Annotated in this window: 15 protein-coding genes; 5 read left to right on the forward strand and 10 right to left on the reverse strand. The window is 68.8% G+C overall.

All coding sequences use genetic code 11. The features are described 5' to 3' along the window. Together S2M10_RS00970 and S2M10_RS00975 are read right to left on the reverse strand one after the other, a co-directional pair. The coding region (locus S2M10_RS00970; protein ID WP_168844431.1) for a glycoside hydrolase family 43 protein at positions 1-974 on the reverse strand (974 nt) is incomplete at its 3' end. After that, on the reverse strand, positions 971-2,221 hold the full coding sequence (locus S2M10_RS00975) for an MFS transporter (RefSeq protein WP_168844432.1): 1,251 nt from the start codon (positions 2,219-2,221) through the stop codon (positions 971-973). The genes S2M10_RS00970 and S2M10_RS00975, both read right to left, overlap by 4 nt. A 135-nt stretch (positions 2,222-2,356) precedes the next feature. Between S2M10_RS00975 and ada the strand changes: the two genes are divergently transcribed. After that, positions 2,357-3,400: a bifunctional DNA-binding transcriptional regulator/O6-methylguanine-DNA methyltransferase Ada gene (gene ada / locus S2M10_RS00980; RefSeq protein ID WP_168844433.1), complete on the forward strand. Its 1,044-nt coding sequence runs from the start codon at positions 2,357-2,359 to the stop codon at positions 3,398-3,400. Positions 3,401-3,585: 185 nt separating this feature from the next. On the opposite strand, the gene S2M10_RS00985 is transcribed toward ada, so the two are convergent. The 3 genes from S2M10_RS00985 to S2M10_RS00995 all read right to left on the reverse strand — a co-directional run bounded on the left by S2M10_RS00985 (position 3,586) and on the right by S2M10_RS00995 (position 8,941). Beyond that, positions 3,586-5,136, reverse strand: coding sequence for a serine protease (locus tag S2M10_RS00985; RefSeq protein ID WP_247650542.1), 1,551 nt, complete (start codon positions 5,134-5,136; stop codon positions 3,586-3,588). Between the two features lie 55 nt (positions 5,137-5,191). Continuing rightward, on the reverse strand, positions 5,192-6,703 hold the full coding sequence (locus S2M10_RS00990) for a hypothetical protein (RefSeq protein WP_168844434.1): 1,512 nt from the start codon (positions 6,701-6,703) through the stop codon (positions 5,192-5,194). A gap of 72 nt (positions 6,704-6,775) precedes the next feature. After that, on the reverse strand, positions 6,776-8,941 hold the full coding sequence (locus S2M10_RS00995; protein ID WP_168844435.1) for a primosomal protein N': 2,166 nt from the start codon (positions 8,939-8,941) through the stop codon (positions 6,776-6,778). Positions 8,942-9,018: 77 nt separating this feature from the next. On the opposite strand from S2M10_RS00995, the gene S2M10_RS01000 reads away from it, so the two are divergent. The 4 genes from S2M10_RS01000 (at position 9,019) to S2M10_RS01015 (ending at position 11,674) form a co-directional block, all read left to right on the forward strand. Beyond that, a complete protein-coding gene (locus S2M10_RS01000; RefSeq protein ID WP_168844436.1) occupies positions 9,019-9,471 on the forward strand; it encodes a hypothetical protein in 453 nt (150 codons plus the stop codon). A gap of 63 nt (positions 9,472-9,534) precedes the next feature. After that, positions 9,535-9,951: a hypothetical protein gene (locus S2M10_RS01005; protein WP_168844437.1), complete on the forward strand. Its 417-nt coding sequence runs from the start codon at positions 9,535-9,537 to the stop codon at positions 9,949-9,951. A gap of 35 nt (positions 9,952-9,986) precedes the next feature. Beyond that, positions 9,987-10,640, forward strand: coding sequence for a fructose-6-phosphate aldolase (gene fsa, locus S2M10_RS01010; RefSeq protein WP_168844438.1), 654 nt, complete (start codon positions 9,987-9,989; stop codon positions 10,638-10,640). A 140-nt stretch (positions 10,641-10,780) separates the two neighbouring features. Next, entirely contained in the window at positions 10,781-11,674 is an 894-nt protein-coding gene (locus S2M10_RS01015) for a tyrosine recombinase XerC (RefSeq protein ID WP_168844439.1), read from the forward strand. Between the two features lie 56 nt (positions 11,675-11,730). Here the strand turns inward: S2M10_RS01015 and S2M10_RS01020 are convergent, their stop codons facing one another. From S2M10_RS01020 to S2M10_RS01040, 5 genes are all read right to left on the reverse strand, one after another. Continuing rightward, positions 11,731-13,518 carry a glycoside hydrolase family 2 TIM barrel-domain containing protein gene (locus S2M10_RS01020; protein WP_348770503.1) on the reverse strand — a complete coding sequence of 596 codons (1,788 nt, stop codon included), beginning with the start codon at positions 13,516-13,518 and terminating at the stop codon, positions 11,731-11,733. A 153-nt stretch (positions 13,519-13,671) separates the two neighbouring features. Then, the gene (gene zapE, locus S2M10_RS01025) at positions 13,672-14,784 is read right to left on the reverse strand and encodes a cell division protein ZapE (protein ID WP_168844441.1); all 1,113 of its coding nucleotides are present in this window, start codon (positions 14,782-14,784) and stop codon (positions 13,672-13,674) included. Between the two features lie 92 nt (positions 14,785-14,876). Further along, on the reverse strand, positions 14,877-15,659 hold the full coding sequence (locus S2M10_RS01030) for a succinate dehydrogenase iron-sulfur subunit (protein WP_168844442.1): 783 nt from the start codon (positions 15,657-15,659) through the stop codon (positions 14,877-14,879). A 100-nt stretch (positions 15,660-15,759) separates the two neighbouring features. Further along, positions 15,760-16,335, reverse strand: coding sequence for an ATP-dependent Clp protease proteolytic subunit (locus S2M10_RS01035; protein WP_168844443.1), 576 nt, complete (start codon positions 16,333-16,335; stop codon positions 15,760-15,762). 184 nt (positions 16,336-16,519) lie between these two features. Next, positions 16,520-17,494, reverse strand: coding sequence for a C13 family peptidase (locus S2M10_RS01040; protein ID WP_168844444.1), 975 nt, complete (start codon positions 17,492-17,494; stop codon positions 16,520-16,522). Positions 17,495-17,535 lie beyond the last annotated feature (41 nt).

The raw sequence follows: 17,535 nt of genomic DNA on the forward strand, positions 1-17,535 counted from the left end.
GGCGAGGGCGTGTTGCTGAGCGCCGGCACTTCCAGCTCGGGCAGCCCGCGGCCGTCGCGGGTGTAGAGCCAGCCGTCCTCGGCCCAGCGCATCGGCTGGATCGCGGTCTCGCGGCCGAGCACGCAGCGGCCGCGATTCGGCAGCGGTCGGCCGCACAGATAGGCGAGCCAGGGTTCGCCCTCCGCGGTGTGGACCAGATCGGCATGGCCGGCGCGCGCCAGCACCGCATCGGGGCGGGTGCGGCTGGAGAGGATATAGGTATCCGGGTGCAACTCGTACGGCCCGGTGATCGCCCGCGACCGCGCCATGGTGACCGCATGGTTCCAGCCGGTGCCGCCCTCGGCGGTTAGGAGGTAATAGAAGTCGCCGCGGCGATAGAGATGCGGCGCCTCGGTCAGCCCCAGCGCGGTGCCGGGGAAGATGTTGGTGCGTGTCCCCACCAGCTTCTCCGCCGCGGCATCATATTCCTGCAGCACGATTCCGGCGAAGCGATTGCGGCCAGGGCGATGGTCCCAAAGCTGGTTCACCACCCATTTGCGGCCGTCGTCGTCGTCGTGGAACAGCGAGGGATCGAACCCGCTCGAATTGAGGTGGATCGGATCGGACCACTCCCCGTCGATCGTCTCGCAGGTGACGAGATAGTTGTGGAAGTCGCGCAGCGACGCGCCCGAGGCGCCGCCCATCGTCGTGCGGCCATAGCGCTTCACATCGGTGTAGAGCAGGTGGAAGCGGGTGCCGTCATGCGTCAGGCACGGCGCCCATACGCCGCAGCTGTCCGGATCGCCGCGCATGTCGAGCTGCGAGGCGCGGACCAGCGGCCGGACGACCAGCGTCCAGTTGGCGAGGTCGCGGCTGTGGTGGATCTGCACGCCGGGGAACCATTCGAAGGTCGAGGTCGCGATATAATAGTCGTCGCCGACGCGGCAGATCGACGGATCGGGGTTGAAGCCGGGAAGGATCGGATTGCGGATCATCGGGGCGCCTTGACGAGGGTCCAGAGAAGAAGGGCGGCGACGAGGTCGAGCAGCCCGAGGGCGATGAAGAAGGGGCCATAGCCGAGCGAGGCGACCAGCCCGCCGATCAGCAGCGAGAAAATGAGGATGCTGCTGTTGGCGAAGGTGCCGGCAAGCCCCGCGACGGTCCCGAGCTCGTTGCGCGGGAACAGGTCGCTGGCCATGGTGATGACGGTGACCGAAAGCGTCTGGTGCGCGAACCCGCCGAGGCAGAGCAAAGCCACCGCCGCCCAGGCATTCTCGACGCTGGCGACGAACACCATGCCGGTCATCAGCAGCGCGCCGAAGGTGAAGGTCCAGCGCCGCGCGTTGATCAGGCTGATCCCGCGCCGCTGGAGGAACAGCGCCAGGGCGGGTCCGAACATGCAGCCCAGGTCCGCGGCGATGAAGGGCAGGAAGGCGGAGACGGCGATCTCGCCCAGATTGAAGCCGCGCACCTTCACCAGATAGAGCGGCATCCAGAAGGTGAGCGTCCCCCAGGTCGGGTCGGCGAGGAAGCGCGGCAGCGCGATTCCCCAGAAATTGCGCTGGGTGAGCAGGCGGAGCAGCGAGGGCCGCTCGGCGCGTTCCTGGATATGCGCTTCCTGGCCGCTGAGGATGAGATCGCGCTCGTGCTCGGAGATGCTCGGATGGGTCTGGGGCGTGCGATAATTGGCCAGCCACAGCAGCGCCCAGAGCAGCGCCAGCACGCCGGTGACGACGAAGGCTGCGCGCCAGTTCCACAAGGCGATCGATCCCGCCACCAGCGGCGCCGCCAGCGCCGCGCCGGCCGAGGCGCCGAGATTGTAGATCCCGCCGGCAAAGCCCCGCTCGCGCGCCGGGAACCACTCGGAAACGACCTTGAGCCCGCCGGTATGCGAGGTCCCCTCGGCAAAGCCCAGCAGCCCGCGCAGTGCGAACAGCCATTGCCAGCTGAAGGCAAGGCCATGCGCCATGCTCAGCAGCCCCCAGCCCGCCGCGAACAGCGCCAGGCCCGATCGCAGGCCGATCACGTCGAGGATATAGCCGACCACCGGCTGCAGCATGATGCCGCCCTGGAAGGCTGCGGTGATGTAGGAATATTGCTGCTCGTCGATGTGGAGATCGACCATGAAGCTCGGCGCCGCCACCGCCAGCGTGCTCCGCGTCAGATAGTTGAGCATCGTGCCCAGCATGACGATGCCGATGATCCACCAGCGCAGCGCGCTCGTGCGGTGCCAGAAGGACATGCACTCTCCAAACTTCCGCGCCAGCACGCGTGTTAACGTTAACGTTGCCAGCAAAGCGCGCCGACTGCAAGCATCGCATCTTTGAGCGCATGGCGCGGGATGCTTCAACTAGGCCAATGGGCGTATAGCAACCGCATGACCGATGCCGCCGCCCTGCACGACGCCCGCTGGACCGCTTTCGCCGCGCGCGACCGGGCGCAGGACGGGCGCTTCGTCGTCGCGGTGACCACCACCGGCATCTATTGCAAGCCGAGCTGCCCCGCGCGGCGACCCCGGCCCGAGAATGTCCGCTTCTTCGATGCGGGGCGGGAGGCGGCCGCAGCGGGCTTCCGCGCCTGCTTGCGCTGCAAGCCGGATGAAGCCGCGCGGGATGCGACTGCCATTGCCCGCGCTACGGCGCTGCTTGATGCGGCGGAGGAGACGATCGGGCTCGAGGCGCTGGCCAAGGCGGTCGGCTATGCGCCGCATCACTTCAACCGGCTGTTCAAGCGCGCGACCGGCGTGACCCCCGCCGCCTATGCGCGGGGCCTGCGGGCGCGGCGGGCAGCCGCGGCACTCGACGCGGAGGACAGCGTGACCCAGGCGATCTATGCCGCCGGCTATTCGGCCCCCAGCCGTTTCTATGCCGAGGCCGGCGCCCGGCTGGGGATGGCGCCCAGCGCATGGCGGGCCGGCGGGGCGGGGGTGACGATTCGCTGGACGCTTGCCGAGACCAGCCTGGGCCCGCTGCTCGTCGCCGCGACGGACAAGGGCCTGTGCCGCATCGCCTTCGACGAGGATGCGGCGATGCTCGCCCGCCGCTTCCCCGCCGCCACGGTGGAGCCCGGCGACGCGGAGTTCGCCGCACTCGCGACGCAAGTGGTGGCGCTGGTCGAGGATCCCAACCGCCAGCGTGACCTGCCGCTCGACGTGCAGGGCACGGCCTTCCAGGAGGCGGTGTGGCAGGCGCTGCGGACGATCCCGCCCGGCGAGACGCGCAGCTATGCCGAGCTGGCAGCGATGGCGGGCAAGCCTGCCGCGGTGCGCGCCGCTGGCACGGCGTGCGGTGCCAACCCGGTCGCGCTCGCCATCCCCTGCCACCGCGCCCAGCGCGGCGACGGCAGCATGGGCGGCTATGCTTATGGGTTGGAGCGCAAGCGCGCGCTGCGCGCGCGGGAAGGCGTACGGGAGCGGAAATAAGGGGACCGCGCAGTCGCTTCGGTAGACCCATCGGCCGCACCATATCCTTCGTCATCCCCGCGAAGGCGGGGATCCATTGGCGCTGGTGTCGCGGTTCTTTCCTCAGCGTCCTGGCAGATGGATTCCCGCCTTCGCGGGAATGACGATCGTTTGTGAAGGCCCGCGTTCCCCCGGTGCAGGCGCGCCTACTGTGCCCCGCCCGGCGCGCAGTGATAGACCAGCTTTTCGTTATAGGCCGGCGGAAGCGCGGCGCGCATCAGCTGCTGCAGGCTGGCAAGGGCGGCGCGCTTCGCCTGATCGGCGGTGCACTGGTTGACCGGCATCGTCGGCTTGACGTCGCGCACCTTCTGCATGTCGGCGGCGGAGAGGAAGTAGCGGGTGTCGATCAGCGTCTCGCTGTCGGCATCGAATTCGCGCACCGTCACCGTCTGCTCGTCGGCGGGGACGAGCACGCGCTGCCAGCGGCGGCCCGATTCAGCATATTGGGTGCCGCCGTCGAAACAGCCGTCCGGCCCGACATTCACCTTCACTGCCTCGCCCGGCGACACGGTGATGCGGCTGCGATCTGGCTGAAGCGTGCAGACCAGCGGGCCTTGCGCGGCGTCCGCGGGCAGCCTGGCTTCGGCGGTCTGATTGCCTTCGCCCGGTGCGGCGATGCTCGCCTCGTCAAAGCTCGGCCGCAGCACGAACAGCGTGACGGCGCCCAGCAGCAATACGCCGCCGCCGATCGCCGACCAGATGCCAGGTCGCTGCTGGTCGCGCGACAGCAGCAGCCCGGCCGCGCCCAGCGCCAGCGCGCCGAACACGAGCAGCACGGCGGCTCCGGCCATATAGGTCTCGCGCGTGGATTCATTCGCGGCGCGTGCCTTGTCGATCGCGGCTTCGCGCGCGCGGGCGGCGGCGGATTCGGCCTGTGCGGTGCGGTTCGCCGCGTCGGCGCGGTCCTTCTCCTCTGCGGCCTTGTCGAGCGCATTGCGCTGCTCGACGCTGATGCACGGCGCCGCCACCGCGACGAAGGGCTGCTTGGCCTGGGTGAGGAAGCCGGTCAGCTCGGTATCGGATATGGCGAAGGCGAAGGTCGAATCGCCCTCCTCGCTGTTGGTGATCGCCGAGTTGACGCCCAGCACCCGCCCGCATGCATCGAGCAGCGGGCCGCCCGAATTGCCGCGCGCGATGCTGGCGGTGTGCAGCAGCACGGATATCCCCTCCAGCGTGCGCGTGCCGGCAAAGCCGCCCTGCGAGCGCACCGGGGATTGCGGGGTGATGAAGTCCGCCGCCGAGCGCGCCGTGGCGATGTCGACATTGCCGGGATAGCCCAGCGCGATCAGCGTCTCGCCATCGGTCACCGCGGCGCCGGACAGGGCGAGCGGCGGCAGCTTCGCGCCGCTGAACTCGATCAGCGCCAGGTCGCGCTTGGTGTCGATCGCGATCAGCCTGCCTTGGAAGGACTTGCTGCCCTCGGAGGGCACCACGCCGATCACCACGTTGCCGGGATAGCGCGAGGCGAGTTCGACGACATGCGCGTTCGTGACGATCCGGTTCGGTGCCACGGCAAAGCCGCTGCCATGGCCGAAGCCCACCACTTCGTCATCGGCCACCGCGATGGTGACGATCCGCACCACGCCCCGCCCCGCCGCCGAGATGTCGTCGGCGCGCGCGGGCGCGGCGAAGGCGACCAGCATCGCCACCAGCATGAACATCTGCCGCATGCGCGGAACCACCCCGGTTATTGCCATGCGTGCGCTTTCGGCGAAAAGCGCCGGGGGTTCAAGCGCGCGCGGGGCGCGTCCCTCATTTCGCCGCCGGCGTTGCCTGCGCCGACGCCTTCAGGCGCGTTTCGATGGTGTCGATCATCTTGGAGGCAGCCGCTCCCATTCCCGAGGCGTGGGGATCGTAGATGAGCACCAGCAGCATCGATCGCGCATCGGCCAGCTTGCCCTCTTCAATCAGCATCGCGGCGGTCTGCATCCGCAAGCCGCGATCCTGCGGGGCCAGCTGGAATGCATGGACCAGGCCGTCGCGCGCGAGCTTGGGCGGCCACAGGCCCTGATCGGCATAGCTGCGGAAGAACAAGACCAGCGGTCGCGGATCCTCGGTGTCCAGGTGGTTGGCGCGGCCGATCGTGCGGCGGATTTCCGTCCAGGTTTCGATCGTCCCGTCCTTGGCGGCAAGGGCGATCGCCATCTGTGCCATCGCGCGATAGCAATGTGCCTCGAGCAACTGGGGATCGGCAGCGATCGCCCGATCGGCGGCGACGAGCGCGGCTACGGGATCGCCGGCATCATAGGCGGCTTCGGCGAGCGCGCGCTGCACGGCCGCATCGTTGGGGAAGCGCGCGGCGACCTTCCTGGCATCGGCGTAGACCCCGGGTGCGGTTTTCGCGTCCACGCCGGCTGCGGAGCGGATCCGCACGGGCATGATCGCCGCCTCGCCGGGTGTCAGCAGTCTCGTCTGCACAGCAGGGATCGTCAGATTTTCCGCGCGCACGCGGAATCCGCTGATTGTGGGCTTGGCGAGGAAGCGCTCCAATTCCCTGTGCAGGGCGGCCGGATCGCCGAATACAGCCGCCGCCGCTTCCGGCGATTTCCGATCATTGGTGATGGTGTCGAGATAGGCGCCGAGCTGGCCTTTGCGGCTGGGTTCAAAGGTTAGGTAATGGACCAGCGCCCAGCCGCGGCCATACAGCGCGTCGCGCTGGTCGGCGCGCAACTTGCCCGCGGCGCCGGCAAGGATCTGCTGGATCGGCAGCGGGTTGCCGGTCAGTAGTCCATAGGCGCGATATTGCGGCGCGGCGCCGAACTGGAGGTTGCCGGCGCGATCGAAGCTGGCGGTCGCGTGAAACTCCGCCCAGCCTTCCGTCACCCAGGAGGGAAAGGCGGCATCGGGCCAGGTGGTGAACATGAAGTGATGGGCATATTCGTGCTGCAGGACCTGCTGCGAGCCGAGCGCCGCCGCGCCGTCACCGATCATGTCATCCCGCACGAACGCCACCGACGCGCCGGCGCGCGGGATGTAGAAGCCGGCCACATTGGTCCGTCCGGCAAGGCTCGCCACCCGGTCCTCGTCTTTGACGAAAAAGACCGTGACTCGCCCCGCCTTGCCCAGCCGCGTTTCGCTGACGCCGCGCGCGAGGCGCAGCGCCTTGTCGAACTTTTCCAGCCGCTCGGCATCGCGGCGCAGGCTTGCATCGGACGTATCGGCATAAACGGTGAAGTGCGCCGTCTCGGCAACTCGCCAATCCGCCGACGCCGGCGTCGCGGCGACGGACGCCACGAGCACGAGCAGCAACGCCAACCACGTCATCGCAAATCCCCCGCTTCCCCTGCCGGAAGATACCCCCGCGGGACGCCATGGCAATCGGCGAATCGGCGGTGATCAGACGAAGCTATAGGGGTCCACGTCCACCGCCACCCGCACCCGGGGGCTCCAGCCGAGCCCGCCCAGCCAGTCACGGATCACGTCCTGCACGTCGAAGCTGCGCTTGGCATGGACGAGCAGGCGGAAGCGGTGGCGCCCGCGCAGCATGGCCAGCGGCGCGGGGGCGGGGCCGTAGACGTGCATCTCGGCAAGCTCCGGCGCCGAGCGGCCGATCATCCGCGCGGTTTCCTCCGCCGCCGCCTTGTCCTCGGACGAGACGATGATCGCGGCATAGCGGCCGAAGGGCGGCGCATCGGCATGGCGGCGCGCCTCGGTCTCGGCGGCGTAGAAGGCCTCGGCATCGCCCGAGACCAGCGCCTGCATCACCTGCGCCTCGGGGGCGTGGGTCTGGATGAACACGGTGCCCGGCTTCTCGCCGCGACCGGCGCGGCCCGAGACCTGCATGATCTGCTGGAAAGTCCGTTCCGAGGCGCGCAGATCGCCGCCGTCGAGCCCGAGATCGGCATCGACTACCCCGACCAAGGTCAGGTTGGGGAAGTGATAGCCCTTGGTGACGAGCTGGGTGCCGACGACGATGTCGATCGCGCCATGCTCCATCCGGGACACGAACTCGGCCGCCTTGGCGGGCGACCAGAGCGTGTCCGAGGTGACGATGGCGGTGCGCGCCTCGGGCCACAGCGCCGCCACCTCGTCTGCGATGCGCTCAACGCCGGGGCCGCAGGCGACCAGCGTGTCCTCCGACTTGCACTCGGGGCACATGCTCGGCGTGGGCATGGTGTGGCCGCAATGGTGGCAGGAAAGCCGGTGGAGCAGGCGGTGCTCGACCATCCAGGCCGTGCAGTTCGGGCACTGGAAACGGTGGCCGCAGTGGCGGCACAGCGTCAGCGGCGCATAGCCGCGCCGGTTCAGGAACAGCAGCGACTGTTCGCCGCGCTTCAGCGTCTCCTCGATCGCCGCGACCAGCCGGGGCGCCAGCCAGCGGCCGCGCTCGGGCGGCTCGCGGATCAGGTCGATCGCCTCGATCTTCGGCAGTTCGGCGGCGCCGTAGCGGCCGGGCAGCTTGAGTTCGGCATAGCGGCCGACCTCGACCTGGTGCCGCGTCTCGATCGCCGGGGTGGCGGAGGCGAGGACGACCGGGCAGCGCTCGAACATGCCGCGCATCACCGCCACGTCGCGGGCGTGGTAATGCACGCCCTCCTCCTGCTTGAAGCTGGTCTCGTGCGCCTCGTCGACGACGATCAGGCCCAGGTTCGGATAGGGCAGGAACAAGGCCGAGCGCGCGCCCACCGTCACCATCGCCTCGCCACCGGCAATCGCGCGCCAGGCGCGGCGGCGCTCGGAGCTGCGCAGGCCCGAATGCCACGCGACCGGCTCGCAGCCGAAGCGGCGGGCGAAGCGGGTGAGGAAGGGTTCGGTCAGCGCGATCTCGGGGAGCAGCACCAGCGTCTGCTTGCCCGCGTCGATCGCGGCGGCGACGGCTTCGAAATAGACTTCGGTCTTGCCCGATCCGGTGACGCCGTCGAGCAGGAAGGGCTGGAAGGCGGCGGTCTCCACCGCGGTACGCAGGCCGCCCGCCACCGCCGCCTGGGCGGGGTTGAGTTCGGGGGGCGCGAAGGCCGGGTCGGGGAGTGGGTAGGGCGCCTGGGTGTCGACCGTCACCGCCTCGATCGCGCCGGTCTTCACCAGCCCGCGGATGACGGCGTCGGAGACCCCGGCGATCGCGGCGAGCTCGCGGACCAGCCCCTGGCGCGCGCCGATCCGCTCCAGCGCCTGGGCGCGCTGCGGGGTAAGGCGATCGGGGACCTGGCCGGTGGCGCGATATTCGGTGATCGTCGGGGCTGCCTCGAACGCCGCCGAGGTGCGCAGGGTCATCGCCAGCACCGAGGAAGGCGGCGCGAGATAATAGTCCGCGGTCCATTCGATCAGCCGGCGAACGGGGGCGGGGATGGGGGGCGCGTCGGCGACGGCGAGGATGGCGCGCAGCCGGTTGTCGCCGATCTCCTCGGTGGGCAGCCGTTCGGGCTCCCATACCACCCCGGCGAACTGGCGCGGGCCGATCGGCACGATGACGATGCTGCCGGGCGCGACCGTCATGCCGGGGGGCACGCGATAGTCGAGCGGCCCCAGAGCCGGATGGAGGACGAGAATGCGCGCGCGGGACATGATCGGCCCCTCATATGGGCATTTTCGGCGGAACGGGAATCCCGTATCGCCGGTTCGTCGTCCGAGGAGACCCGCCGATGCTGTTGCTCGCCCTGCTGCTCGCCCAGACCGCGCCCGCCCAGGCGACCACTGCGTGCAAGGCGCCCGATGCCAGCCTGCCCGCCGCGCTCGCCGGCTGGAGCACGCCCGGCGACGAACTGGTGGCGGACAAGGCGGTGTCGCTGGCGACGGTCGACGGCACGACGCTGAAGGGCCTGCCCAAGGGCGCCAAGCCGGGGCGTGCGGCGACGATCGAGTTCCGCATCGCCAAAGGCGGCACCTACGGCGTCGCGCTCGACCAGCCGGGCTGGATCGACGTGCTCCCGGGCGCGGAGGGCGGCGAACCGCTGAAGTCGGTGGCGCATGGGCACGGGCCCGACTGCTCGACGATCCGCAAGATCGTCCGCTTCCAGCTGGCGCCCGGCACCTATCGGGTATTCGCGAGCGGCCTGGCGCGAACCCAGGCCAAGTTGATGCTGGTGCCGAACTGAAGCGGCTTGTTCCGATCACGGAACGAATGTAGAACGCCGAGTCGCTGAACAGGGGAGTCGGCGATGCTGATATTCGTAGCTGGACTGGCCATGACGGTGCCGCAATGCACCGAGCTTCCGCGATCCTTGTCGGGCTGGGAGGTGAGCGGCGCCGGGCTCGACACCCGCCACGCGACGACGATTCCCGCAAAGAACGGCACGGCGGAGATCCGGGTGACGATCCGCAAGGCGGGCCTCTTCGGGATTGCCGCCGACCAGCCGGGCTGGATCGATGTGGCGCGCGGCAATGGACGCCCGTTGCGCATGTTATCCCGCGCGGAGAACATCGCCTGCGCGAACATCCGGAAAATCGTCTATTATCGCCTCGACCCGGGCATCTACCGGGTCATCGTGGGCAAGCTGCAGACCCCCCGGGTAAAGCTGATGCTGGTCCATGGCGATCGCACGCAAGGGTTTGCCCGCAGGGGCCGCCTGGGCTAGGCGGGCTGCAAAGCTCCACTGGAAGGTTTGCTGCCATGAAGTTCTTTGCCGACACCGCCAATATCGACGACATCCGCGAACTGGCCGATGCGGGTCTGCTCGACGGCGTCACCACCAATCCGTCGCTGATCGCAAAGTCCGGCCGCAACTTCCTCGAAGTGGTGGCGGAAATCTGCGGCATCGTCGAAGGCCCGGTTTCGGCCGAGGTCGTCGCGCTCGATTTCGAGGGGATGATGCGCGAGGCGGAAATCGTCCGCAAGATCGCGGACAATGTCGCGGTCAAGCTGCCGCTGACGATCGACGGGCTCAAGGCGTGCAAGGCGCTGACCGACGACGGCACGATGGTCAACGTGACGCTCTGCTTCTCGGCCAATCAGGCGCTGCTCGCCGCCAAGGCGGGGGCGACCTTCATCTCGCCCTTCGTCGGCCGGCACGACGATATCGGCTTCGACGGCATGGACCTGATCGAAGACATCCGCCTGATCTACGACAACTACGATTTCGCCACCGAGATCCTGGTCGCCAGCGTCCGGCACCCGATCCATGTGCTGCAGGCCGCCAAGATCGGCGCCGATGTGATGACCGCGCCGCCGGCGGTGATCAAGCAGCTGGTCAAGCACCCGCTGACCGACAAGGGCATCGAATCGTTCATGGCCGACTGGGCCAAGACCGGCCAGACGATCGCTTGAACCGAATTTCCCCTCCCGCTTGCGGGAGGGGCTAGGGGAGGGACTGACGTGGAAGTTTCGGACTCCGCTGCGGCCGTCCCCTCCCCCGACCCCTCCCGCAAGCGGAAGGGGAGCGCAGGGGGCGAGCGCCGGGCACCATCATGACCGACCTGCCCCTCCCGCGCCGCTTCGCCGAGCATCTTGGCCGCGACCGGCGGCGCTCGGTGCACACGATCCGCGCGTATGAGGCGACCGCGATCCGGCTGCTCGGCTTCCTCCAGCTGCATTGGGGCGGTCCGGTCGCGCAGGATGCGCTTGCCACGCTCGGCGCCGCCGATCTCCGCGCGTATCTTGCCCATCGCCGTAGCGAAGGTCTGTCCAACGCCTCCGCCGCGCGCGAGCTTTCCGCCGTCCGCGCTTTCCTGAAGTTCGCTGGCGGCGACGCGGCGCAACTGCCCCGCCTGCGCGGCCCCAAGGTGAAGAGGGGCCTGCCGCGCCCCATCGCGCCGCACGAGGCGGTGGCACTGGCCGAATGGGCATCGGACGAAGCCAGCGAGCCCTGGATCGCAGCGCGCGACTGGGCGGTGCTGTTGCTGCTCTACGGCGCGGGCTTGCGCATCGGCGAGGCAGTGGCGCTGACCGGCGCGGCCTTGCCGCTCGGCGCCACGCTCCGCGTCACCGGCAAGCGCGCCAAGACGCGCGACGTGCCGCTGCTCCCCGACGTCCGTGCCGCGATCGAGGCCTATGTCGAGGCCTGCCCCTGGGGCATCGCGCGTGACCTGCCGCTGTTCCGCGGCGCCAAGGGCGGGCCGTTGCCGCCGGGAGCGATCCGCAAGGCGGTGCGCTCGGCGCGGACCAGCCTGGGGCTCTCCGATCGCACCACGCCGCACGCGCTGCGCCACAGTTTCGCGACGCATCTACTGGGTCGAGGCGCGGACCTCCGCGCGCTGCAGGAACTGCTCGGCCATGCGAGCCTCAGCTCGACCCAGGTCTACACCGCGGTCGACGCGGCGCATCTGCTCGACGTCTACCGCGCCGCGCACCCGCGCGCCTGATCGCGGGGCGGGGGCAGGCCGGAGCGAGCGCAGCCGCCCGCCCCAGCCCGGGCACCTCAGCGCTTGGCCGAGTCTGCCGCCTCGCGCTTGGCATAGTCACCGGCGAGCACGTCGAAGGCGAGCTTGTGCTGGCCGGTCTCCGAGATGAGCCCCTTGCGGTTCCATCCCTGCTGATAGACCGGGTGCTGGCGCCGCGGCGAGCGGAAGTCCTTGAGGATCCAGGGGCTCATGCCCCTCAGGAACGGCACCTTGGCGGCCATCGCCAGCGTCGCGCGATAATAGTCCGCCTGATATTCCTCGCTGAACTTGTGCGGGCTGGCCGCCGGATCGTGATAGCCGGCCCGCGCGCCCGCGCCGAATTCCGAGAAGATCAGCGGCTTGTTCGCCGGCCCGCGCCATTCCTGGCTGGCGAGATCCTCCAGCGCGTCCTCGGTGTACCAGCCGTTATAGGTGTTGATCGCCATGACATCGAGATCCGCGGCGAGCGGATCGTCGATCTTCATGATGTTCTTGCCCTCGCGCCCGCTCAGCAGCGCGGCGGTGACGAGGCGGCTGGAATCGAGCCTGCGCACATCGCCGATCATCGTGCGGAGGAAGGCGTTGCGCGCGTCGTTGGTCGGCGTCTCGTTGGCGACGCTCCACAGCACGATCGACGCGCGATTGCGGTCGCGGTGGATTTCCTCGGACAGGATGCGGCGGGCATCGGCCAGTGTGTCCGGGTTGGACCAGTTGACCAGCCAGTAGAGCGGGATCTCGCTCCACACGAGCAGGCCCATCTCGTCGGCGAGGCGGGTGGTCAGCTCGCTGTGCGGGTAATGCGCCAGCCGCACGAAATTGCCGTGCAGGCCGTATTTGATCTCGCCCAGCAGCGCGCGAGCGGCGGCGGGCGTCATCGCGCGCACCGGATTCGCGCCCAGCTTTTCCTCGTGCATCGAGATGCCGCGCAGGAAGATCGGCTTGCCGTTGAGCAGAATGTCGGCGCCGCGCACGGCGATGGTGCGGAAGCCCAGGCGATCGGCGAAGTGATCGGCGCCGGCATCGATGCTGATGTCGTAGAGCTTGGGGTTCTCGGGCGACCAGCGGACCAGCGTGCGCGGCACCGGCAGCGTCGCTTCCCATTTGCCGTCGCCGTCGGTCTTGCCGTCGAGCGTCGCGCCCAGCGTGGGGATGCGGAACTTGACCGCGGTGTTCGCCGCCTTCGGCCCCTCAAGCTTCACCGAGACTGCGATGTGGCTGCCGTCCGGCGTCAGGCGCACAAAGGCGTCGTCGACATAGGTGTCGGGCACGGTGACGAGGGTGACGCTGCGGGTGAGGCCGCCATAGGTTTCCCAGTCGGTCACCGGCGGCGGCACGTCGTTGGCGGTGCGCACCGAATCGACGCCGATCGTCACCTGGTTGCGACCCGGCCGCAGCAGCTTGGTCACCTCGAAGGCGAAGGGCGTGTAGCCGCCGCGATGCTCGCCCAGCGGCTTGCCGTTGAGATAGACATAGGAACGATATTCCGCGGCGCCGACGCGCAGGAACACGCGATTGCCGGCCGATGGGGTCTTGGCAGTGAACTCGCGCTGGTACCAGACAAGGCCCTGATACAGCCGCATCTCCGGCGAATGGCCGATCCACGATCCCGGCAGGCTCACCACGGGCGACTGCTGCATGTCGAATTCGAAGAAGGTGCGCGGCTTGGCCTGCATCACCTCGGCCTGAACGATGTCCGCGGCGCGCTGCGTACGCTGATTCGGTGCTTCGCCGTGGAACCCGGCCAGCCCATCCCGATAGGGGTCGATCGACCAGTGCCAGGGCCCGTCGAGGCTCTGCTGCTGGCGAAGGTCTGCCGATACGAGCACGGGCTGGGCCGAAGCCGAGGATATTCCGAGGCATGCAAGCCCGAAGGCCGCGAGAACGCGCAATCGCCGCATCATCTTCTCCCTGTTCCTCCGGGAAAACCCGGAGCCTGTGTGCATTGTAGAACGGGAGAATGGACTTACAACGTGGCCTGATCAATCCGCGCCATGGCCCTTGGCGAGATAGGCATCGGACTGCATTTCCAGCAGGCGCGATACGGTGCGTTCGAACTCGAAGCGACCGTCGCCGGCCTCGTAGAGCTGCTCGGGCTCGGCGTCCGCCGCGGCGAGCAGCTTGACCTTGTGCTCGTACAGCGCATCGACGAGCGTGACGAAGCGCGCGGCTTCGTTGCGATTTTCCGGCCCCAGTTTTGGGATGCCGACGAGGATCACCGTGTGGAAGCGCCGTGCGACGGCGAGATAGTCGGGCGCTCCCCGCGCCTCCCCGCACAATCGCTTGAACGAGAAGACCGCGACGCCCTTCACGCATTTCGGCACCAGGATCTCGCGACCGCCGGGGATGGGCACCGCGCAGGTGGGCACGCGGGCGCGATCCTCCACCGGATAGTCGGTCAGCCGGAAGAAGGCGGCGGAAAGGGTGGCGGTCGCCTCCGGCCCGTTCGGTACCAGCCAGGTATCGACGCTGCCGAGTCGGTCGCGGCGGTAATCGACGGGGCCGTTGAGGGCTAGCACGTCCATGCGCTCGCCGATCAGATCGATGAAGGGCAGGAACAGCTGGCGGTTGAGCCCGTCCTTGTAGAGATCCTGGGGGGGGCGGTTCGAGGTGGCGACGACGGTGAGCCCATGCGCCATCATCGCGGTGAACAGGCGCGACAGGATCATCGCGTCGGGCGGGTTGTTGACTACCAACTCGTCGAAGGCGAGCAGGCGGGTGTCGCTGGCCAGCGCATCGGCTACCGCGACGACCGGGTCGGCGGTATCCTTCTGCCGTTCGGCGTTCAGCCGCTCATGCACCTCGAGCATGAATTCGTGGAAATGAACGCGACGTTTCCGGCGAATGTCGAGGCTGTCGAAGAAAAGGTCCATCAGCATCGACTTGCCGCGGCCGACTCCGCCCCAGACATACAGCCCGCGCGGTACCGCCGGCTTGCGGCCGGTGAGCTTCCACAGCACGCTGCCTTTGCGCGGGGCGGCCTGCAACTCCGCGGCCAGCGCGTCCAGGCGGGCGGCGGCGGCTTCCTGCTCGCGATCGGGGCGAAGCTCGCCGGCAGCGACGAGGGCGCGATAACGATCGAGAACGCGGGTCATGAAGGGCAGGTCACCAAAAGCAGCGAGCCGCCGGGCCGGTGGGCCAGGCGGCTCGTGATCATCGTATCAGAGCGAAGCGTGTCGCGCGGCGATCAAAGCACGCGCTCGGCGGCCAGCTTCTTCACTTCGGCGATCGCCTTGGCGGGGTTCAGACCCTTGGGGCAGGCGTTCGCGCAGTTCATGATCGTGTGGCAGCGATACAGGCGGAACGGATCCTCGAGCTGGTCGAGCCGCTCGCCGGTCATCTCGTCGCGCGAGTCGGCGAGCCAGCGATAGGCCTGGAGCAGGATCGCCGGGCCGAGGAACTTGTCGCTGTTCCACCAGTAGCTCGGGCACGAGGTCGAGCAGCAGGCGCACAGAATGCACTCGTACAGGCCGTCGAGCTTCTCGCGGTCCTGCGGGCTCTGCAGCCGCTCCTTGCCCGAAGGCGTGGTGGTGACGGTCTGCAGCCAGGGCTTGATCGAGGCATATTGCGCATAGAAGTGCGTGAAATCGGGGACCAGGTCCTTGATCACGTCCATGTGCGGCAGCGGGGTGATCTGCACCTCGCCCTTCACGTCCTCGATCGCGGTGGTGCAGGCCAGGCCGTTCTTGCCGCCGATGTTCATCGAGCAGGACCCGCAAATGCCCTCGCGGCACGAGCGGCGGAAGGTCAGCGACGAATCCTGTTCGCCCTTGATCTTGATCAGCGCGTCGAGAACCATCGGGCCGCAATCGTCGAGGTCCACCTCGAACGTGTCGTAGCGGGGATTCTCGCCCGAATCCGGATCGTAGCGGTAGATCTTGAACTTCTTCACCCGGGTGGCTTCGGGGCTCGCCTTGTGCTCCTGGCCCTTGGTGATGCGGCTGTTCTTGGGCAGGCGGAATTCGGCCATTCCTGAAACTTCCTCTTTCGCTTCGGCGCGACGCGTCGGTTTTGCGGCGCGGGCTATGCCTTTCGCGGGCGCAGCGCAAGTGCCCTTTGGGCCAAGCCCCTCAGATGACGTCCAGCACCAGCCCCATATCGCGGGCCTCTTCGGCTTCGATATACCAGTTATCGGGCGCGCGACGGCGAAGTTCCTCAAAATCGACGCGCGAACCGGCGACGAGGGCGCGGAAGCCCTCTTCCTCGATCGCGATCGAATGTTCGATCTCATGGAGCTTGGCCTTGAGGATCGCGGGCAGCATCCGCAGCGGGCCGGATAGCTCGACGGTGGATTGCATCTGCCGCTCGTGCAGCATCAGCCGGGTGCCGCGGGTGAGGAAGCGCTTGTCGACCGGGAAGCCGGACATGAACGTCGCCCCCGCCGAATAGACCGCGACCTTGCCGAGGAACAGCAATTCGCGTCCCGTCGCCTCGCGCAGCAACCGGAGTTCGTCCGCCATCAGCCGGGCGACCTCGGGGTCGCCGCCGAGCGTGGAGAGCGCGACGACAAGCGGCCCGTCGGCGGGCGCGGCGAGCAGTTGCTCGCGGAAGCGGTCGTACATCGCGTGGTCCACCGTGCCGTGGAGCCGCACATGCGGGGTGGCGAGCAGCGGATAGCGCTGGAGCGGGCTTTCGGATTCGGACATGCGCGGCCAACCGGTGAGGCGGAAGGGAGTTCCCGGCCCGCGATCCTCCCCGGCAAGGGGAGGTGGCGCGTGGAGCGCGACTCCGGGGTGTCCCCGTTGATGGTAGAGCCCCATGTGCGAGCGCTGACACCCCTCCGTCAGGCCTTCGGCCTGCCACCTCCCCTTCCAGGGGAGGATCAAGGCCTCAGGGCTTCAGCGCGTCGGTAGCGGGCGCGCCGACCGGGGCGGTGGCCACCTGCGGCATCCGCGCTTCCAGCGGCGCCAGCCACGTCGCCACGCCGTCACCGATCGTCACCTGCGGCATGGACGGATCGAGCCGGCCGGCGCGTTCCCAGCCGATGATCGTCTTGCGCGCTTCGGCGGCGGCCTCCGCCAGCGGCTGGGGCTTGCGCAGCGCATGATTGACCAGCGCGTCGCCGAAAAAGGTCCAGTCATTCTCCGCCCGGCAGCCGAAGGACGAGCGCGTTGCCGATGCGGCGGTGAGGATCGCGGTCGTGTCGCTCATCAGCCGCTTGACGAAGGCGCCCGAATAGCAGGCGGAGAGCAGCAGCAGCCGGTTGCGGATGCCGAGCCCGTCGAGCAGTGCGGCGAGCCGCGCCGGCGGCAGCACGCCGAAGCCCTGGTCGCCGTCATGATAGGCAAGGCCCGCGTCGGGCGCGCCGTGGCTGGTGACGTACAGCACCAGCACGTCGTGTTCGCGGTCCATCAGTTCGGCGACACGGGCGAGAGCCAGGGTGAGCGCGGTGATACTGCCGGCCGGGACGACCGCGGCACCGCGGCCGTCCGGTCCGGCGAGCACCAGCGCGCGCCCTTCGGCATCATAGCGCCGGGTGAGCACGCGGCCGCTTTCGCGCGCCTCGCGGGCGAACACCGGATCGCTGTCCAGCGCGACGCTCAGCACATAGGCGTCGACCACGCCCTTGCGCTCCGGCTGGAGGGCCGCAAGCGCGGTGCTCAGCCGGCGCTGATCCGCCAGCATCGCCAGCGGTTCGCGACCGCGCTGCAGCTCGGGGCCGCTTTCCAGGCCGTCGATGCCGCTGCCGCCGGAAACCAGCCCGGGCCATTCGGTGGTGTGTTCCTGGGGCTGACGCTGCGCGACGGCGGGTATGGCGCTTCCCAAGGCCAGCAGCATCACGGACGCACGCAACCAGAACCGCATTCGGGCCGATCCCCCGGACAGGTGAACCCCTACTCTTGCCC

This window comes from Sphingomonas sp. S2M10 (assembly GCF_012650175.1).
In the GTDB taxonomy this organism is placed as follows: Bacteria; Pseudomonadota; Alphaproteobacteria; order Sphingomonadales; family Sphingomonadaceae; genus Sphingomonas.

Coding starts and splice junctions, on each gene's coding strand:
- S2M10_RS01005 (WP_168844437.1), top strand. CDS start 9,535: ATGCTGATATTCGTAGCTGGACTGGCCATGACGGTGCCGCAATGCACC.
- S2M10_RS01015 (WP_168844439.1), top strand. CDS start 10,781: ATGACCGACCTGCCCCTCCCGCGCCGCTTCGCCGAGCATCTTGGCCGC.
- S2M10_RS00975 (WP_168844432.1), bottom strand. CDS start 2,221: ATGTCCTTCTGGCACCGCACGAGCGCGCTGCGCTGGTGGATCATCGGC.
- S2M10_RS01035 (WP_168844443.1), bottom strand. CDS start 16,335: ATGTCCGAATCCGAAAGCCCGCTCCAGCGCTATCCGCTGCTCGCCACC.
- fsa (WP_168844438.1), top strand. CDS start 9,987: ATGAAGTTCTTTGCCGACACCGCCAATATCGACGACATCCGCGAACTG.
- S2M10_RS01040 (WP_168844444.1), bottom strand. CDS start 17,494: ATGCGGTTCTGGTTGCGTGCGTCCGTGATGCTGCTGGCCTTGGGAAGC.
- zapE (WP_168844441.1), bottom strand. CDS start 14,784: ATGACCCGCGTTCTCGATCGTTATCGCGCCCTCGTCGCTGCCGGCGAG.
- S2M10_RS01030 (WP_168844442.1), bottom strand. CDS start 15,659: ATGGCCGAATTCCGCCTGCCCAAGAACAGCCGCATCACCAAGGGCCAG.
- S2M10_RS00995 (WP_168844435.1), bottom strand. CDS start 8,941: ATGTCCCGCGCGCGCATTCTCGTCCTCCATCCGGCTCTGGGGCCGCTC.
- S2M10_RS01000 (WP_168844436.1), top strand. CDS start 9,019: ATGCTGTTGCTCGCCCTGCTGCTCGCCCAGACCGCGCCCGCCCAGGCG.
- S2M10_RS00990 (WP_168844434.1), bottom strand. CDS start 6,703: ATGACGTGGTTGGCGTTGCTGCTCGTGCTCGTGGCGTCCGTCGCCGCG.
- S2M10_RS00985 (WP_247650542.1), bottom strand. CDS start 5,136: ATGGCAATAACCGGGGTGGTTCCGCGCATGCGGCAGATGTTCATGCTG.
- ada (WP_168844433.1), top strand. CDS start 2,357: ATGACCGATGCCGCCGCCCTGCACGACGCCCGCTGGACCGCTTTCGCC.